This is a genomic window from Streptomyces chryseus, from assembly GCF_014650755.1.
Taxonomy (GTDB): domain Bacteria; phylum Actinomycetota; class Actinomycetes; order Streptomycetales; family Streptomycetaceae; genus Streptomyces; species Streptomyces chryseus.
Window position 1 is genome coordinate 307,531 of record NZ_BMVO01000002.1, and the last position, 17,509, is coordinate 325,039.

At 70.6% G+C, this 17,509-nt stretch carries 16 protein-coding genes; 13 read left to right on the forward strand and 3 right to left on the reverse strand.

Features of this window, described 5'->3' with window-relative positions; all coding sequences use genetic code 11:
* The first annotated feature begins 4 nt into the window (after positions 1 to 4).
* The 8 genes from ruvC to IE185_RS06120 all read left to right on the forward strand — a co-directional run bounded on the left by ruvC (position 5) and on the right by IE185_RS06120 (position 9,283).
* Positions 5 to 550 (forward strand): crossover junction endodeoxyribonuclease RuvC, encoded by a 546-nt coding sequence (gene ruvC / locus IE185_RS06085; RefSeq protein ID WP_138894466.1) that lies wholly within the window; start codon positions 5 to 7, stop codon positions 548 to 550.
* Positions 547 to 1,176 carry a Holliday junction branch migration protein RuvA gene (ruvA, locus tag IE185_RS06090; RefSeq protein ID WP_138894459.1) on the forward strand — a complete coding sequence of 210 codons (630 nt, stop codon included), beginning with the start codon at positions 547 to 549 and terminating at the stop codon, positions 1,174 to 1,176. The genes ruvC and ruvA overlap by 4 nt, the downstream gene beginning before the upstream one ends.
* A 50-nt stretch (positions 1,177 to 1,226) precedes the next feature.
* Positions 1,227 to 2,294 carry a Holliday junction branch migration DNA helicase RuvB gene (ruvB, locus tag IE185_RS06095; RefSeq protein WP_138894458.1) on the forward strand — a complete coding sequence of 356 codons (1,068 nt, stop codon included), beginning with the start codon at positions 1,227 to 1,229 and terminating at the stop codon, positions 2,292 to 2,294.
* Between the two features lie 175 nt (positions 2,295 to 2,469).
* Entirely contained in the window at positions 2,470 to 2,952 is a 483-nt protein-coding gene (gene yajC, locus IE185_RS06100) for a preprotein translocase subunit YajC (RefSeq protein ID WP_138894457.1), read from the forward strand.
* Positions 2,953 to 3,096: 144 nt separating this feature from the next.
* A complete protein-coding gene (gene secD, locus IE185_RS06105) occupies positions 3,097 to 4,827 on the forward strand; it encodes a protein translocase subunit SecD (protein WP_138894456.1) in 1,731 nt (576 codons plus the stop codon).
* 1 nt (position 4,828) lies between these two features.
* Positions 4,829 to 5,950, forward strand: a complete 1,122-nt coding sequence (secF, locus tag IE185_RS06110) for a protein translocase subunit SecF (RefSeq protein WP_138894455.1) — start codon at positions 4,829 to 4,831, stop codon at positions 5,948 to 5,950.
* The gene (locus IE185_RS06115) at positions 5,947 to 6,489 is read left to right on the forward strand and encodes an adenine phosphoribosyltransferase (RefSeq protein WP_138894454.1); all 543 of its coding nucleotides are present in this window, start codon (positions 5,947 to 5,949) and stop codon (positions 6,487 to 6,489) included. Before secF ends, IE185_RS06115 begins: the two co-directional genes overlap by 4 nt.
* A 160-nt stretch (positions 6,490 to 6,649) precedes the next feature.
* A complete protein-coding gene (locus IE185_RS06120) occupies positions 6,650 to 9,283 on the forward strand; it encodes a RelA/SpoT family protein (RefSeq protein ID WP_138894453.1) in 2,634 nt (877 codons plus the stop codon).
* A gap of 64 nt (positions 9,284 to 9,347) precedes the next feature.
* On the opposite strand, the gene IE185_RS06125 is transcribed toward IE185_RS06120, so the two are convergent.
* Together IE185_RS06125 and IE185_RS06130 are read right to left on the reverse strand one after the other, a co-directional pair.
* Positions 9,348 to 10,577: a DUF349 domain-containing protein gene (locus IE185_RS06125; RefSeq protein ID WP_138894452.1), complete on the reverse strand. Its 1,230-nt coding sequence runs from the start codon at positions 10,575 to 10,577 to the stop codon at positions 9,348 to 9,350.
* Between the two features lie 141 nt (positions 10,578 to 10,718).
* Complete coding sequence (locus tag IE185_RS06130) at positions 10,719 to 11,525, reverse strand: peptidylprolyl isomerase (protein WP_138894451.1); 807 nt, start codon at positions 11,523 to 11,525, stop codon at positions 10,719 to 10,721.
* 171 nt (positions 11,526 to 11,696) lie between these two features.
* Here IE185_RS06130 and IE185_RS06135 point away from each other — a divergent pair, with 171 nt between their 5' ends.
* The 4 genes from IE185_RS06135 (at position 11,697) to IE185_RS06150 (ending at position 15,992) form a co-directional block, all read left to right on the forward strand.
* Positions 11,697 to 12,386, forward strand: a complete 690-nt coding sequence (locus IE185_RS06135; protein WP_138894450.1) for an MBL fold metallo-hydrolase — start codon at positions 11,697 to 11,699, stop codon at positions 12,384 to 12,386.
* A gap of 11 nt (positions 12,387 to 12,397) precedes the next feature.
* The gene (hisS, locus tag IE185_RS06140; protein WP_138894449.1) at positions 12,398 to 13,660 is read left to right on the forward strand and encodes a histidine--tRNA ligase; all 1,263 of its coding nucleotides are present in this window, start codon (positions 12,398 to 12,400) and stop codon (positions 13,658 to 13,660) included.
* Positions 13,661 to 13,945: 285 nt separating this feature from the next.
* Positions 13,946 to 14,581, forward strand: coding sequence for a vitamin K epoxide reductase family protein (locus IE185_RS06145; RefSeq protein WP_138894448.1), 636 nt, complete (start codon positions 13,946 to 13,948; stop codon positions 14,579 to 14,581).
* A 40-nt stretch (positions 14,582 to 14,621) separates the two neighbouring features.
* On the forward strand, positions 14,622 to 15,992 hold the full coding sequence (locus IE185_RS06150) for a replication-associated recombination protein A (protein WP_138894447.1): 1,371 nt from the start codon (positions 14,622 to 14,624) through the stop codon (positions 15,990 to 15,992).
* A 25-nt stretch (positions 15,993 to 16,017) separates the two neighbouring features.
* Here the strand turns inward: IE185_RS06150 and IE185_RS06155 are convergent, their stop codons facing one another.
* Entirely contained in the window at positions 16,018 to 16,704 is a 687-nt protein-coding gene (locus IE185_RS06155; RefSeq protein WP_138894446.1) for a DUF2470 domain-containing protein, read from the reverse strand.
* Positions 16,705 to 16,889: 185 nt separating this feature from the next.
* On the opposite strand from IE185_RS06155, the gene rpsD reads away from it, so the two are divergent.
* The gene (gene rpsD / locus IE185_RS06160) at positions 16,890 to 17,504 is read left to right on the forward strand and encodes a 30S ribosomal protein S4 (RefSeq protein WP_138894445.1); all 615 of its coding nucleotides are present in this window, start codon (positions 16,890 to 16,892) and stop codon (positions 17,502 to 17,504) included.
* The last annotated feature ends 5 nt before the right edge of the window (positions 17,505 to 17,509 follow it).

Sequence of the window (17,509 nt, forward strand, 5' to 3'; positions counted from 1 at the left end):
CATCGTGCGCGTACTGGGCGTGGACCCGGGGCTGACCCGGTGCGGCGTCGGCGTCGTCGAGGGCGTCGCGGGCCGTCCCCTGAAGATGCTCGGCGTCGGAGTCGTACGGACGTCGGCGGACGCGGAGCTGGGGGACCGGCTGGTCGCCATCGAGCGCGGCATAGAGGCGTGGCTCGACGAGCACCGGCCCGAATGCGTCGCGGTGGAGCGGGTGTTCAGCCAGCACAACGTCCGTACGGTGATGGGCACCGCCCAGGCCAGCGCGGTCGCGATGCTCTGCGCCGCGCGCCGCGGGCTGCCCGTCGCCCTGCACACGCCCAGCGAGGTCAAGGCGGCCGTCACCGGCAACGGCCGGGCCGAGAAGGACCAGGTAGGGGCCATGGTGACCCGTCTGCTGCGGCTCGACGCCCCGCCGAAACCGGCCGATGCCGCCGACGCCCTCGCGCTCGCCATCTGCCACATCTGGCGCGCCCCCGCGGTCAACCGCCTCCAGCAGGCGCACGCCGCGGCCCGCGCGCCCCGCATCCCCGTACGGAAGGTCACGCGATGATCGCGTTCGTCAGCGGCCCGGTCGCCGCACTCGCTCCCACCACGGCGGTCATCGAGGTCGGCGGCATCGGCATGGCCGTGCAGTGCGCGCCGAACACGCTGTCCACCCTCCGCGTCGGCCAGGACGCGAAGCTCGCGACCTCGCTGGTCGTACGGGAGGACTCGCTGACCCTCTACGGCTTCGCCGACGACGACGAGCGCCAGGTCTTCGAGCTGCTCCAGACCGCCAGCGGCGTCGGCCCCCGGCTCGCCCAGGCCATGCTCGCCGTGCACTCGCCCGACGCGCTGCGCCTGGCCGTCTCGACGGGCGACGAGAAGGCGCTCACCGCCGTGCCCGGCATCGGCAAGAAGGGCGCCCAGAAGCTCCTGCTGGAACTCAAGGACCGGCTCGGAGAGCCGCTCGGCACCGGCCGCCACGTCGGCGCCCAGCGCGCCGCGTCGGGCCCCGCGCCCTGGGGCGAGCAGCTCCAGGCCGCGCTCATCGGCCTCGGCTACGCGACGCGGGAGGCCGAGGAGGCGGTCGCGGCGGTCGCCCCGCAGGCCGAGGCGGCCCTCGCGGAAGGCAACCGGCCGCCCGTGCCGCAGCTGCTGCGCGCCGCGCTCCAGACCCTCAACCGCGCCCGCTGACTCCGGCCGGCCGGCTCCGACCGCTCACTTCCGATGCGAGAGACCCGTACATGAACTGGGACGACAACGGACCCGACATCGACCAGAGACTGGTCGACTCCGGCCCCGACGGCGAGGACCAGGCCGTCGAGGCCGCGCTGCGCCCCAAGGACCTCGACGAGTTCGTCGGCCAGGAGAAGGTCCGCGAGCAGCTCGACCTGGTCCTGAAGGCGGCCCGCGCCCGCGGCGCCACCGCCGACCACGTGCTGCTGTCGGGCGCCCCCGGCCTGGGCAAGACCACCCTCTCGATGATCATCGCGGCCGAGATGAACGCCCCGATCCGCATCACCTCGGGCCCCGCCATCCAGCACGCCGGTGACCTCGCCGCGATCCTCTCCTCCCTCCAGGAGGGCGAGGTCCTCTTCCTCGACGAGATCCACCGGATGTCCCGCCCCGCCGAAGAGATGCTCTACATGGCCATGGAGGACTTCCGCGTCGACGTGATCGTCGGCAAGGGCCCCGGCGCCACCGCCATCCCGCTGGAGCTGCCGCCGTTCACCCTGGTCGGAGCCACCACGAGGGCCGGCCTGCTGCCGCCCCCGCTGCGCGACCGGTTCGGCTTCACCGGGCACATGGAGTTCTACGAACCGGCGGAGCTGGAGCGCGTCCTTCACCGCTCCGCGCGGCTGCTCGACGTGGAGATCGACACGGACGGCGCCGCCGAGATCGCCGGCCGCTCCCGCGGCACGCCGCGCATCGCCAACCGGCTGCTGCGCCGCGTCCGTGACTACGCCCAGGTCAAGGCCGACGGGATCATCGACCGGGACATCGCCGCCGCGGCCCTGAAGGTGTACGAGGTGGACGCCCGCGGCCTCGACCGCCTCGACCGGGCCGTCCTCAAAGCCCTGCTCAAGCTGTTCGGCGGCGGCCCCGTGGGGCTGTCCACGCTGGCCGTGGCCGTGGGGGAGGAGCGCGAGACGGTCGAGGAAGTGGCCGAACCCTTCCTCGTACGGGAAGGGCTGCTGGCCCGTACGCCGAGGGGCCGGGTGGCCACGCCCGCGGCCTGGGCGCACCTGGGGCTCGTACCGCCGCAGCAGGGTAACGGAAGAATCGGACAACAGGGTCTCTTTGGGACGTGATGGACCTGACGGCGCGGAGGGTCGCCCTGTCAGGAACCCCGGTGCCATGCTGGGCGTTGTTCCATTGATGCGGACTCGCTTAGACTCCGCCGATGCCGCCCTTCCAGGGCCGGCGTGCCCACCCCCGTAGATCAGGCCGCTCCCCGGCGCGGTCGTGCGAAGGAATTTCCGTCCCGTGAATATCGTGACCCTCCTCCCCTTCATCGTGCTCATCGGGGCCATGTTCCTGATGACCCGGTCCGCCAAGAAGAAGCAGCAGGCGGCTGCGCAGATGCGCAACGAAATGCAGCCCGGCACCGGCGTCCGGACGATCGGGGGCATGTACGCCACCGTCAAGGAAGTTCACGACGACACGATCCTCCTCGAGGTCGCGCCGGGCGTGCACGCCGTCTACGCGAAGAACGCCGTCGGCGCCGTCCTCGAGGACGAGGAGTACAACCGCATCGTCCACGGCGACGGTGACCTCAAGATCGACGCTCCGGTTGTGCCGGACGACGCCTCTTCGCTGACCGAGTCCGCGGACTCCGGCGACGTCGCGCGCATCGACCTGGGCAAGAAGGACGAGGCGGGCGAGGCGGACAAGGCGCACGACGCGGCCGACGTGGCCGCCGACGAGCCGAAGGACAAGAAGACCGACGGCGAGAGCGACGCGAAGTAGTCACGTACGGGGACCGGGGCGCGCCCACCGGCGTGCCCCGGTTTCCGGACCGTGTCGACTTCCGCGGGGCTGGGCCCCACATACTTCGTGGCCGCCTTGGCGCTCACCCGGCGCGGGGGCGGTTGGACAGGGAGAAACGAGAAGGTGGCAGCACCGAAGAAGGGCCGCAGGCCCGCGGGGGCTCCGGGCAGGCCAGGTCGAGCCCTGGCTCTGATCCTGATCGCCATGGTCGCGCTCACCAGCGGCATGTTCGCGACCGGTGAGCTCACACCGCGCCTGGGCATCGACCTTGCCGGCGGCACGAGCATCACGCTCAAGGCCAAGCCCGAGCCCGGCAAGCCGAACTCGATCAACAAGACCAACATGGACACCGCGGTCGGCATCATCGACCGCCGCGTCAACGGTCTTGGTGTTTCCGAGGCCGAGGTTCAGACCCAGGGCAACGACAACATCATTGTCAACATCCCCCGGGGCACGAACGAGAAGCAGGCCCGGGAGCAGGTCGGCACGACCGCCCAGCTCTACTTCCGGCCCGTGGTGACGTACACCGCCGGTACGCCGACGCCGGACGCCACTCCCTCCCCGAAGCCCTCGGCGGGCGGCAAGGACGGCAAGGACGGCAAGTCCACGCCGACCGCCACCGCCACCACGCAGGGCCGCGCCGTGACGGACGGGCTCAAGAAGGACGCGACGCCGACGCCCACGGGCAGCGCGTCGAAGAGCCCGGAGAAGAGCGGCGAGCCGTCGGCCACCCCGCCGGCCGACCCCGCGACCGCCGCGCTCGAGAAGAAGTTCACGGCGCTGGACTGCGAGAAGACCGACCGGGTCCAGGTCAACGTGGGCGTCAAGCCCGAGGACCCGATGGTCGCCTGCGGCAAGAACAACGGGGGCCAGTGGGAGAAGTACATCCTGGGCCCGGCCGAGGTCAACGGCAAGGACGTCGACGACGCCAGCGCCACCCTCGACACCCAGCGCGGCGGCGGCTGGAAGGTGAACATGGAGTTCACCGACGCGGGCTCCAAGAAGTTCCAGAAGATCACCGGCAAGCTCTCGCAGCAGCAGCCCCCGCAGAACCAGTTCGCGATCGTCCTCGACGGCGAGGTCGTCTCGGCCCCGTCGGTCAACGAGACGCTGAGCGCCAACGCCGAGATCTCCGGCAGCTTCACCCAGGAGTCGGCCCAGGACCTGGCCAACATCCTGTCGTACGGCGCGCTTCCGCTCACCTTCAGCACGGAGACCGTCACCACCGTGACGGCCGCGCTCGGCGGCGAGCAACTGCAGGCCGGCCTGATCGCCGGCGCCATCGGTCTCGCGCTGGTCGTCGTCTACCTGCTGGCGTACTACCGCGGCCTGGCGTTCGTGGCGATCGTGAGCCTCGTCGTCTCCGCGATCCTGACGTACACGATCATGACGCTGCTCGGCCCGGCCATCGGCTTCGCCCTGAACCTCCCCGCGGTGTGTGGTGCGATCGTTGCCATCGGCATCACCGCGGACTCGTTCATCGTGTACTTCGAACGCATCCGTGACGAGATCCGCGACGGCCGCACGCTCAAGCCCGCCGTGGAGCGCGCCTGGCCGCGTGCCCGCCGCACGATCCTGGTCTCCGACTTCGTGTCGTTCCTCGCCGCCGCGGTGCTGTTCGCCGTGACCGTCGGCAAGGTGCAGGGCTTCGCGTTCACGCTCGGCCTCACCACCCTGCTCGACGTGGTCGTGGTGTTCCTCTTCACCAAGCCGCTGATGACGCTGCTGGCGCGCACGAAGTTCTTCGGCCAGGGCCACACGTGGTCCGGCCTGGACCCGAAGCGGCTCGGCGTACAGCCTCCCCTGCGCCGTACCCGTCGCGTCTCCGCCCCCATCGACCCGAAGGAGGCCTGAGATGTCCCGACTCGGAAGCCTCGGCGCCCGCCTCTACAACGGTGAGGTCGGTTACGACTTCGTCGGCAAGCGGAAGATCTGGTACGGCCTCTCGATCCTGATCACCATCACGGCCATCGTCGGCCTGGCGGTGCGCGGCCTGGTCATGGGCATCGAGTTCGAGGGCGGCGCCGTCTTCACGACGTCCAAGACCGGCGTCTCCGTCGCCCAGGTCCAGGAGGACGCCGAGAAGGCCTCCGGGCACGAGGCGATCGTCCAGGAGCTCGGCAACGGCGGCATGCGGATCCAGATCAGCGGTCTGGACACCGACACCGCCACCCCGGTCAAGGACGAGCTCGCCAAGGACCTCGGGATCTCGGCGGAGGACATCACCTCCGAGTTGGTCGGCCCCAGCTGGGGCGAGCAGATCGCGAACAAGGCCTGGACCGGCCTCGCGATCTTCATGGTGCTGGTGGTGGTCTACCTCGCCATCGCCTTCGAGTGGCGGATGGCCCTGGCCGCCCTCATCGCCCTGGTCCACGACCTCACGATCACCGTCGGTGTGTACGCGCTGGTCGGCTTCGAGGTCACCCCGGGCACCGTGATCGGTCTGCTGACGATCCTCGGTTACTCCCTCTACGACACCGTCGTCGTCTTCGACGGTCTCAAGGAGGGGTCGAAGGACATCACCAAGCAGACGCGCTGGACGTACAGCGAGATCGCCAACCGCAGCCTCAACGGCACGCTGGTGCGTTCCATCAACACCACCGTCGTCGCGCTGCTCCCGGTGGCGGGCCTGCTGTTCATCGGCGGCGGTGTGCTGGGCGCGGGCATGCTCAACGACATCTCGCTGTCGCTCTTCGTCGGCCTGGCGGCCGGCGCGTACTCCTCGATCTTCATCGCCACTCCGCTCGTCGCCGACCTGAAGGAAGGCGACCCGCAGATGAAGGCCCTGAAGAAGCGCGTCCTCGCCAAGCGGGCGGCCGCGACGGCCAAGGGCGAGAACCCGGACGCCGACGGCTACGACGCCTCCGGCGAGCCCTTGGACGGCTCCGCGGGCGACGCGGCGCCGGCCGGCGCCGTCGTCGGTCAGCCGCGCGGCCGCAGCGGGGGCCGGGGCAGGCCCTCGGGGAAGCGCCGATGACGACGGGCACGCAGGACCTCCTGCTCAGCCGCATCCGGGACGTGCCGGACTATCCCAAGCCCGGAGTGATGTTCAAGGACATCACCCCGCTGCTCGCGGACCCGGCGGCGTTCACGGCCCTGACCGACGCCCTCGCGGAGCTGTGTGTGAGCTGCGGCGCCACGAAGATCGTCGGTCTGGAGGCGCGCGGCTTCATCCTGGCCGCGCCGGTCGCCGTCCGCGCCGGCCTCGGGTTCATCCCCGTACGCAAGGCGGGGAAGCTGCCGGGTGCGACGCTGAAGCAGGCGTACGAGCTGGAGTACGGCACGGCCGAGATCGAGATCCACGCCGAGGACCTGGCGGACGGCGACCGCGTCATCGTGATCGACGACGTCCTCGCCACCGGCGGCACCGCCGAGGCCTCGCTGGAGCTCATCCGGCGGGCCGGCACCGAGGTCGCCGGGGTCGCGGTCCTCATGGAGCTCGGATTCCTGGGCGGGCGCGCCCGTCTGGAACCGGCGCTCCGAGGGGCTCCGCTGGAGGCCCTGATCACGGTCTGACCAGCACGGCTGTAGGTGGAAGGCGGGTCCCGGAGGAATTCCGGGGCCCGCCTTCCGCGTTGTGCCTGGTGTCAGGCCGGGGGCGAACCGGAGGCCGGGCATCGTTACCATGGGCTTTCCGGGCCTGACCGGGGGACCCGGACCCGCACGAGGAGCGCTCTTGCCAGACGAGGCCCAGCCACTCTCCCCCAGCTCCCGTCCGGGGGACCCCGCAGCCGCCAAGCCCGACCAGCAGCAGGCCGCAGAGGCCGCGGCGGGCCCGGCCACGCCCGGATCGGGGCCCTCGGCCACGCCCGCGAAGGGCGGCCCCCCGGCGAGCGGCGGCCCCCCGGCCAAGAGCGGCCCTCCCGCCGACGGTGGCGCCCCGGCGGGCGGCGGCGACCCCGTCAGGAATCCCGAGCCCACCGGCAAGCCGAAGTCCGCCCCCGAGCGGGCCGGGTCCACGCCGCCGGTGGCCGGCTCCAAACCGGCCCAGGGCTCCGCCCCGCGCTCCGCCAGCGGGTCCTCCAACCGCGTACGGGCCAGGCTCGCCCGGCTGGGCGTCCAGCGTTCCAGCCCGTACAACCCGGTCCTCGAACCGCTCCTGCGGGCCGTCCGCAGCAACGACCCGAAGATCGAGACGGCGACGCTGCGCCAGATCGAGCGCGCCTACCAGGTCGCCGAACGCTGGCACCGGGGCCAGAAGCGCAAGAGCGGCGACCCGTACATCACGCACCCGCTGGCCGTCACGACCATCCTCGCCGAGCTCGGCATGGACCCGGCGACCCTCATGGCGGGGCTGCTGCACGACACCGTCGAGGACACCGAGTACGGCCTGGACACCCTGCGCCGCGACTTCGGCGACCAGGTCGCCCTCCTCGTGGACGGCGTCACCAAGCTCGACAAGGTCAAGTTCGGCGAGGCCGCGCAGGCCGAGACCGTACGCAAGATGGTCGTCGCCATGGCCAAGGACCCGCGCGTCCTGGTCATCAAGCTCGCCGACCGGCTGCACAACATGCGCACCATGCGCTATCTCAAGCGGGAGAAGCAGGAGAAGAAGGCCCGCGAGACCCTGGAGATCTACGCGCCCCTGGCCCACCGGCTGGGCATGAACACCATCAAGTGGGAGCTGGAGGACCTCGCCTTCGCGATCCTCTACCCCAAGATGTACGACGAGATCGTGCGGCTCGTCGCCGAGCGTGCCCCCAAGCGCGACGAGTACCTGGCCATAGTGACCGACGAGGTCCAGGCCGACCTGCGCGCCGCCCGCATCAAGGCCACCGTCACCGGCCGGCCGAAGCACTACTACAGCGTCTACCAGAAGATGATCGTCCGCGGCCGTGACTTCGCGGAGATCTACGACCTGGTGGGTATTCGGGTACTTGTCGACACGGTCCGCGACTGTTACGCCGCCCTCGGCACCGTCCACGCGCGATGGAATCCGGTCCCCGGCCGGTTCAAGGACTACATCGCGATGCCGAAGTTCAACATGTACCAGTCGCTGCACACGACGGTCATCGGACCCAGCGGCAAGCCCGTCGAACTCCAGATCCGCACGTTCGACATGCACCGCCGCGCCGAGTACGGCATCGCCGCGCACTGGAAGTACAAGCAGGAGGCCGTCGCGGGCGCCTCCAAGGTGCGCACCGACGTGCCCAAGAACACCGGGCGCGGCCAGGACACCGTCAACGACATGGCGTGGCTGCGCCAGCTCCTGGACTGGCAGAAGGAGACCGAGGACCCCAGCGAGTTCCTGGAGTCCCTGCGCTTCGACCTGTCCCGCAACGAGGTCTTCGTCTTCACGCCCAAGGGCGACGTCATAGCGCTGCCGGCCGGTGCGACACCCGTCGACTTCGCGTACGCCGTCCACACGGAGGTCGGCCACCGGACGATAGGGGCGCGGGTCAACGGGCGGCTCGTACCGCTCGAATCCACGCTCGACAACGGCGACCTGGTGGAGGTCTTCACCTCCAAGGCCGCCGGCGCGGGCCCGTCCCGCGACTGGCTCGGCTTCGTCAAGTCGCCGCGCGCCCGCAACAAGATCCGCGCCTGGTTCTCCAAGGAGCGCCGCGACGAGGCCATAGAGCAGGGCAAGGACGCCATCGCGCGGGCCATGCGCAAGCAGAACCTGCCGATCCAGCGCATCCTCACCGGCGACTCCCTCGTCACGCTCGCGCACGAGATGCGCTACAGCGACATCTCCTCGCTGTACGCCGCGATCGGCGAGGGTCACGTCACAGCCCAGAGCATCGTCCAGAAGCTGGTGCAGGCGCTCGGCGGCGAAGAGGCCGCCACCGAAGACATCGCCGAGAGCGCGCCGCCCTCGCGCGGCCGCGGCAAACGCCGCTCGAACACCGACCCGGGCGTCGTGGTCAAGGGCGTCGACGACGTGTGGGTCAAGCTGGCCCGCTGCTGTACGCCCGTGCCCGGCGACCCGATCATCGGGTTCGTCACGCGCGGCAGCGGCGTATCGGTGCACCGCGCCGACTGCGTCAACGTCGACTCGCTGTCGAAGGAGCCGGAGCGCATCCTCGACGTCGAGTGGGCCCCGACCCAGTCCTCGGTTTTCCTGGTCGCCATCCAGGTCGAGGCACTGGACCGGTCCAGGCTGCTGTCCGACGTCACCCGCGTCCTGTCCGACCAGCACGTCAACATCCTGTCCGCGGCCGTCCAGACGTCCCGCGACCGGGTGGCCACCTCGCGCTTCACCTTCGAGATGGGCGACCCCAAGCACCTGGGGCACGTCCTGAAGGCGGTGCGCGGCGTGGAGGGCGTGTACGACGTCTACCGCGTCACCTCGGCCCGCCGGCCGTAGCACGACACGCGCGAGGCCCCGGTACGGACATCCGTACCGGGGCCTCGCGCGTACCCGCCGGGTGTCAGCCGCCGAACTCCTGGAGCCCCTTGAGGGCCTGGTCCAGCAGCGCCTGCCGGCCTTCGAGCTCGCGGGCGAGCTTGTCGGCCCTGGCGTTGTTGCCCGCCGCGCGCGCCTGGTCGATCTGACCGCGCAGCTTGTCGACGGCGTCCTGGAGCTGGCCCGTCAGACCCGCGGCGCGGGCGCGCGCCTCAGGGTTCGTACGGCGCCACTCGTTCTCCTCGGTCTCCTGGAGCGCCTTCTCCACGGCGTGCATACGCCCCTCGACCTTCGGGCGGGCGTCGCGCGGCACATGGCCGACGGCCTCCCAGCGCTCGTTGATGGAGCGGAACGCGGCCCTGGCCGCCTTCAGGTCCTTCACCGGCACCAGCTTCTCGGCCTCGGTCGCGAGCTCCTCCTTGAGCTTGAGGTTCTCGGCCTGCTCGGCGTCGCGCTCCGCGAAGACCTCGCCGCGCGCCGCGAAGAAGACGTCCTGGGCGCCGCGGAAACGGTTCCACAGGTCGTCCTCGGCCTCGCGCTGGGCGCGGCCCGCGGCCTTCCACTCGGTCATCAGGTCGCGGTAACGCGCGGCCGTGGCGGCCCAGTCGGTGGAGCCCGAGAGGCTCTCCGCCTCCGCGACCAGCTTCTCCTTGGTCTTGCGGGCCTCCTCGCGCTGGGCGTCCAGCGAGGCGAAGTGGGCCTTGCGCCGCTTGGAGAACGCCGAGCGCGCGTGCGAGAAGCGGTGCCACAGCTCGTCGTCGGACTTCCGGTCGAGCCTCGGCAGGCCCTTCCAGATGTCCACGAGCGCCCGCAGTCGCTCGCCGGCGGCCCGCCACTGCTCACTCTGCGCCAGCTCCTCGGCCTCGACGACCAGAGCCTCCTTGGCGTGCTTCGCCTCGTCGGTCTGCTTCGCCTTCTCGGCCTTGCGCTCCTCGCGGCGCGCCTCGACCGTCGCCACCAGTGCGTCGAGGCGCTTGCTCAGCGCGTCGAGGTCACCGACCGCGTGGTGCTCGTCGACCTGCTGACGCAGATGCCCGATCGCGGCCTGGGCGTCCTTGGCGGACAGGTCGGTGGTCTTCACCCGCCGCTCGAGGAGGCCGATCTCGACAACCAGGCCCTCGTACTTGCGCTCGAAGTAGGCCAGGGCCTCCTCGGGAGAGCCCGCCTGCCAGGAACCGACGACCTTCTCGCCCTCGGCCGTACGCACGTACACGGTGCCGGTCTCGTCGACTCGGCCCCACGGGTCGCTGCTCACAGCGCCTCCTCCACATGATGCCCGCGAGGGCTGTTCACCCCGGGCATCGTCCACAGTTTCCTTCGCGGGGCTGCATGCGCCCTGCACACCGCCAACATAGGCGAACGGCAGGGCGGCTGTCCGCATCCCGCACCTCCGGATTTACTTGGTGACGGTCGCCCTGTCGATGACGACGGTGGCATTCGGCGCCCCGTCGCCCTGACCAGTCGCCTCACCCGCCCCGGCGATCTTCTTCAGCACGTCCTGACCACCCGCGATGGTTCCGAACGGTGTGTAGTTGGCGGGCAACTTGCTGTCCTGGTAGACGAGGAAGAACTGGCTGCCGCCGGTCCCCGGACCCGCGTTCGCCATGGCGACCGTGCCCGCCGGGTAGACGCCGCCCTTGAGCTTCGGGTCTTTCAGGTTCTCGTCCGGCAGCTTGTAGCCGGGCGTGCCCGAGCCCTGCGCCGTCGGGTCGCCGCACTGCAGGACGTAGATGCCGCTCGTCGTCAGCCGGTGGCACTTCGTGTGGTCGAAGTAGCCCTTGGAGGCGAGGAAGTTGAAGGAGTTCACCGTGCGCGGGGCCTTCGCCGGGTCCAGCGCCAGCGTGATGTCACCGCAGGTGGTGTCGAGCTTCATCGTGTACGTGGCCGACTTGTCGACGGTGAGCGCCGGCTCCTTCTTGTACGACAGCTTCTTGACCGAGCCCGGCGCGGGCTTGGCGCACGGGTCTTGCGCCTTCGAGGGCGTGGAGCTGGGCGTCGCGTCGGCGACGGTGTCGTCCTTGTCGTCGCCGCCCAGCACACCCGTCGCGAACGCCGTCGCGCCGGCCGCGAGCACCACGGCGAGCGCCGAGGCGATCACGGCGTTGCGGCGGCGCGCCTTGCGCCGGTTCTCGGCGCGGCGCTGCTGCTGGCGTTCGAACTTCTCCCGGGCGAGCTGGCGCCGCCGCTGATCGCTGCTGACCACCGGTGTTCTCCTCGTACGTCTCGTGTGTCACTGCTGTCGCACTGCTGTCCGGCCGAGCCGAGCTTGCCCGTACCGTATATGGGTTCGCTGTGCGATGAGCGGCGCCGGTAGGCTCTGATCTGCTGCAATCGACAGCGGCATCTCCCGCCGGACGACATATTGAGGACGATCGTGCTTATTGCCGGGTTCCCCGCCGGGGCCTGGGGGACCAACTGTTACCTGGTCGCCCCCGCCGCGGGCGAGGAGTGCGTGATCATCGACCCCGGCCACCAGGCCGCCGCGGGCGTCGAGGAAGCGCTCGCGAAGCACCGCCTCAAGCCGGTCGCCGTCGTCCTCACCCACGGCCACATCGACCACGTCGCCTCGGTCGTCCCGGTGTGCGGAGCGCACGACGTACCCGCGTGGATCCATCCCGCCGACCGGTACATGATGAGCGACCCCGAGAAGGCGCTCGGCCGCTCGATCGGCATGCCGCTGATGGGCGAGCTGACCGTGGGCGAGCCCGACGACGTCAAGGAACTGGCCGACGGCGCCGAGCTGAAGCTGGCGGGCCTCGACTTCACCGTCTCGCACGCGCCCGGCCATACCAAGGGGTCGGTGACCTTCCGGCTGCCCGAGCAGGCCGACATCCCGTCGGTCTTCTTCTCGGGCGACCTGCTGTTCGCCGGCTCCGTCGGACGCACCGACCTGCCCGGCGGCGACCACACCGAGATGCTCGAGTCGCTGGCCCGCGTGTGCCTGCCGCTCGACGACTCGACCGTGGTGCTGGCCGGCCACGGCTCCCAGACGACCATCGGCCGCGAGCGCGCCACCAACCCGTATCTCAACGGTCTGGCCGCCGCTCCCCGACGAGGAATGTGACGAGACTTCCTGTGAGCACCTTCAAGGCCCCCAAGGGCACGTACGACCTCATCCCGCCGGACTCCGCGACCTTCCTTGCGGTCCGCGAGGCGATCTCCGCGCCGCTGCGGAACTCCGGCTACGGCTACATCGAGACGCCCGGCTTCGAGGACGTCGCGCTCTTCTCGCGCGGTGTGGGCGAGTCCACCGACATCGTCTCCAAGGAGATGTACGCCTTCGAGACCAAGGGCGGCGACAAGCTGGCGCTGCGCCCCGAGGGCACCGCCTCCGTGCTGCGCGCGGCCCTCGAAGCCAACCTGCACAAGAGCGGCAACCTGCCGGTCAAGCTCTGGTACTCCGGCTCGTACTACCGCTACGAGCGCCCGCAGAAGGGCCGCTACCGCCACTTCTCGCAGGTCGGCGCCGAGGCGATCGGCGCCGAGGACCCGGCCCTGGACGCCGAGCTGATCATCCTCGCCGACCAGGCGTACCGCTCGCTCGGCCTCTCGCAGTTCCGCATCCTGCTGAACTCGCTGGGCGACAAGGAGTGCCGCCCCGTCTACCGGGAGGCCCTCCAGGGCTTCCTGCGCGACCTCGACCTCGACGAGGACACCCGCCGCCGCATCGAGATCAACCCCCTGCGGGTCCTCGACGACAAGCGCGCCGAGGTGCAGAAGCAGCTCGTGGGCGCGCCGATGCTGCGCGACTACCTGTGTGACGCGTGCAAGGCGTACCACGAGCAGGTCCGCGAGCTGCTGAACGCGGCGGGCGTCGCCTACGAGGACGACGAGAAGCTGGTGCGCGGCCTCGACTACTACACCCGCACCACCTTCGAGTTCGTCCACGACGGCCTCGGTTCGCAGTCCGCGGTGGGCGGCGGCGGCCGCTACGACGGCCTGTCCGAGATGATCGGCGGCCCCGCGCTGCCGTCCGTCGGCTGGGCGCTCGGCGTGGACCGCACGGTGCTGGCGCTGGAGGCGGAGGGCGTCGAGCTCGACCTGCCGGCCACCACCAGCGTGTACGCGGTGCCGCTCGGCGAGGAGGCGCGCCGCGTCCTGTTCGGTACGGTCACCGGGCTGCGCAGGGCCGGAATCGCGGCCGACTTCGCGTACGGCGGCAAGGGCCTCAAGGGCGCCATGAAGAACGCCAACCGCTCCGGGGCCCGGTACACGATCGTCGCCGGTGAGCGGGATCTGGCCGACGGCCAGGTCCAGCTCAAGGACATGGAGACCGGCGAGCAGGTCCCGGTCGCCCTCGACGGGGTCACCGCGGAGCTGCGCCGCCGCCTGGCCTGAGCACCTTTCCCGCCAAGCAGGGGCCCGGCCGTCGCGACGACGACCGGGCCCCTGCCCGTGCGGCACCCACTCGTACACCCGCTCGTACGGTCAACTCCGCGGGCGCGGATTCGCCCGGCCGGGGCCGGTGCCCGCGTACCTCACTTCGCGCCGGTCACAGCCCTGCGGGAGGGCGCGCGGCGGGGCGTGGGCCCGTATCCCTTTATGTCCATCGAACGGTGGACCGGGGCGGCGGTGCGGCAGAATGAGCCTGTCCGGCAGCCCACTCAGTGACGGAACGGCGATATGACGACTGCAGCGGTGGACGACCGCACCTCCAACGGCACGCAGGACGGCCCGAAGGGCGCGACCGGCAGCGGCCGTCCCCTCGCCCTGCTGCTGGTGATCACGGGTCTGGCCGGGCTGCTGGCCTCCTGGGTCATCACGCTCGACAAGATCAAGCTGCTCGAGGACCCGGGCTTCGAACCGGGCTGCAGCCTCAACCCCGTGGTCGCGTGCGGCAACATCATGAAGAGCGAGCAGGCCGAGGCCTTCGGGTTCCCCAACCCGATGCTCGGACTCGTCACCTACGCGATGGTCGTCTCCATCGGCGTCGGCCTGCTGGCGGGGGCGCGCTACCGCCGCTGGTTCTGGCTCGGCCTGAACGCGGGCACCCTCTTCGGCGTCGGATTCTGCACCTGGCTCCAGTACCAGTCGCTGTACAACATCGGCTCGCTGTGCCTGTGGTGCTGCCTGGCCTGGGTCGCCACCATCGTGATGTTCTGCTACGTCACCACGCACAACATCAAGCACCGCCTGCTCCCCGCCCCCAAGGGCCTGCGCAGCGTCCTCATCGAGTTCCACTGGCTGCCGCCGGTCCTGTGGATCGGGATCATCGGCATGCTGATCCTGACCCGCTGGTGGACGTTCTGGACCAGCTGAGCCGGACGGCGTTGTCAGTGGGCTGACATAGGCTTCACGCGTGGAGCCAGACCTGTTCACCGCAGCCGCCGAAGAGCGTCAGCTCAAGGATCCGTCCAGCAGCCCCCTCGCCGTACGGATGCGTCCGCGCACCCTCGACGAGGTCGTCGGCCAGCAGCACCTGCTGAAGCCGGGGGCGCCGCTGCGCCGGCTCGTCGGTGAGGGCAGCGGGGGCCCAGCCGGACCCTCCTCGGTGATCCTCTGGGGCCCGCCCGGCACCGGTAAGACCACGCTGGCGTACGTCGTGAGCCTGGCCACCCAGAAGCGCTTCGTCGAGCTCTCCGCTATCACCGCCGGCGTGAAGGAAGTACGCGCCGTCATCGACGGGGCCCGCCGCGCCTCCGGCGGCTTCGGCAAGGAGACCGTCCTCTTCCTCGACGAGATCCACCGCTTCAGCAAGGCCCAGCAGGACTCACTGCTGCCCGCCGTCGAGAACCGCTGGGTCACGCTCATCGCGGCGACCACCGAGAACCCGTACTTCTCGGTCATCTCCCCGCTGCTCTCCCGCTCCCTCCTGCTGACGCTGGAACCGCTGACCGACGACGACCTGCGGGCCCTGGTGCGCCGGGCGCTCACCGAGGAGCGCGGTCTGGGCGGAGCGGTCACACTCGCCAACGACGCCGAGGCGCACCTGCTGCGGATCGCGGGCGGCGACGCCCGGCGCGTGCTCACCGCGCTCGAAGCGGCCGCCGGAGCGGCCATCGCCAAGGGCGAGGAGGAGATCACCCTCGAAACGGTCGAGGAGACGGTCGACCGGGCGGCGGTGAAGTACGACCGCGACGGCGACCAGCACTACGACGTGGCGAGCGCCCTCATCAAGTCCATCCGCGGCTCCGACGTCGACGCCGCCCTGCACTACCTGGCGCGCATGATCGAGGCGGGGGAGGACCCCCGGTTCATCGCGCGGCGGCTGATGATCTCGGCGAGCGAGGACATCGGCCTCGCCGACCCGACCGCCCTGCCGACGGCCGTGGCCGCCGCCCAGGCCGTGGCCATGATCGGCTTTCCGGAGGCGGCCCTCACCCTCAGCCACGCCACCATCGCGCTGGCTCTCGCGCCCAAGTCCAACGCCGCGACGAACGCGATCTTTGCCGCCCAGGCCGACGTACGGAAGGGACTGGCGGGCCCGGTCCCCGCGCACCTGCGCGACGGGCACTACCAGGGCGCGGCCAAGCTCGGCCACGCGCAGGGCTACGTCTATCCGCACGACGTACCCGGCGCGATCGCCGCCCAGCAGTACGCACCGGACGCCGTACAGGGCCGCCACTACTACGAGCCCACGCGTTACGGTGCGGAAGCCCGGTACGCCGACGTCGTCGAGAAGGTGCGCGGCCGGCTGCGCGGCGACGGTCAGGCCGAAACCCGCCCCTGACCCAGCGCCGGCCCGCCCGCCGGGTTCAGTGCGCGGCCGCCTCGAACAGCTGGTGCATGGCCCGGCGCAGCCCGACGATGTCCCGCACCGGCTCGCGGAAGTCGAACCGCGCGTCGAAGACCCGCCCCCGCTCACCGCCGCTGAAGCGCACCCGCAGCCCGAACCGGTCCAGCCCCACGGGCACCGCGGCGGTGTCGGCGGCCCTTTCGCCGACCAGACCGCACAGCTGCCGCACCTGGTCGCCGTGCGCCGCGTGCAGATGCTGGAGCAGCTCCGCCTCGTGCTCGACGAGCGGATCGGCGGCCGCCGCCGCGAACGACTCGGGCTCGACCATGCCGGTGCCCCACAGATCGTCCACCCGCGCCTCCCCGACCTCCAGCCGCAGCAGCATGCGCCCCGGCTCCGCGACCCCGCGTACGCAGGTCAGCCAGCCGGAGACCCAGGCGCGGCCCCGGATACGGTTGGGCACGGACACCGGGGCGACGTCCGTGATCTCCAGCACCGCCGGGAGCTCGTCGTCCTGGGCGTGGGTGGCGGCCCGTACGACCGGTGAGTCGGCGGGGAAGACCAGCAGCACCTCGCCGTCGGGCCCCACGCTCCGCTCCTCGGGAACCAGCTGCTCGGGGAGGGCCGCGACGGGACGGGGGAGAAGCACTACCGCGGAGCAGGTACTCTGTACGAGAGTTCGTGTGCGCTCGGCTGCTGACGGCATCCGCGCGATTTCAAGTCCGCTGGGACGCGGCTGACCACGATCTGATCGGACCTCCGTCGCGTCGACACTTTTGATGTCGGCCTTCTTTGTGTTGTCCGTGACGTGACTGGTGTTCCCCGGACGAGACATGCGATCTCCTTGAGTAAGGTGAGCCTAACCTAACCTACAACGGAGGTCTGGAGAACGTGCCTAACCAGTCGCGTCCCAAGGTCAAGAAGTCCCGTGCGCTCGGTATCGCGCTGACGCCGAAGGCTGTCAAGTACTTCGAGGCCCGCCCCTACCCGCCGGGCGAGCACGGCCGTGGGCGCAAGCAGAACTCGGACTACAAGGTCCGTCTGCTCGAGAAGCAGCGTCTGCGCGCGCAGTACGACATCAGCGAGAAGCAGATGGCCCGCGCCTACGACCGCGCCAAGAAGGCCGAAGGCAAGACCGGCGAGGCCCTGGTCATCGAGCTCGAGCGCCGCCTCGACGCCCTGATCCTGCGTTCGGGCATCGCCCGCACGATCTACCAGGCCCGTCAGATGGTCGTCCACGGCCACATCGAGGTCAACGGTGGCAAGGTCGACAAGCCGTCGTTCCGCGTCCGTCCCGACGACGTCGTGATGGTCCGCGAGCGCAGCCGCGAGAAGCACCCCTTCCAGGTTGCCCGCGAGGGTGGCTACGACACCGAGGGTGAGACGCCGCGCTACCTCCAGGTGAACCTGAAGGCCCTGGCCTTCCGCCTGGACCGCGACCCGAACCGCAAGGAAATCCCGGTCATCTGCGACGAGCAGCTCGTCGTCGAGTACTACGCCCGCTGATCCAG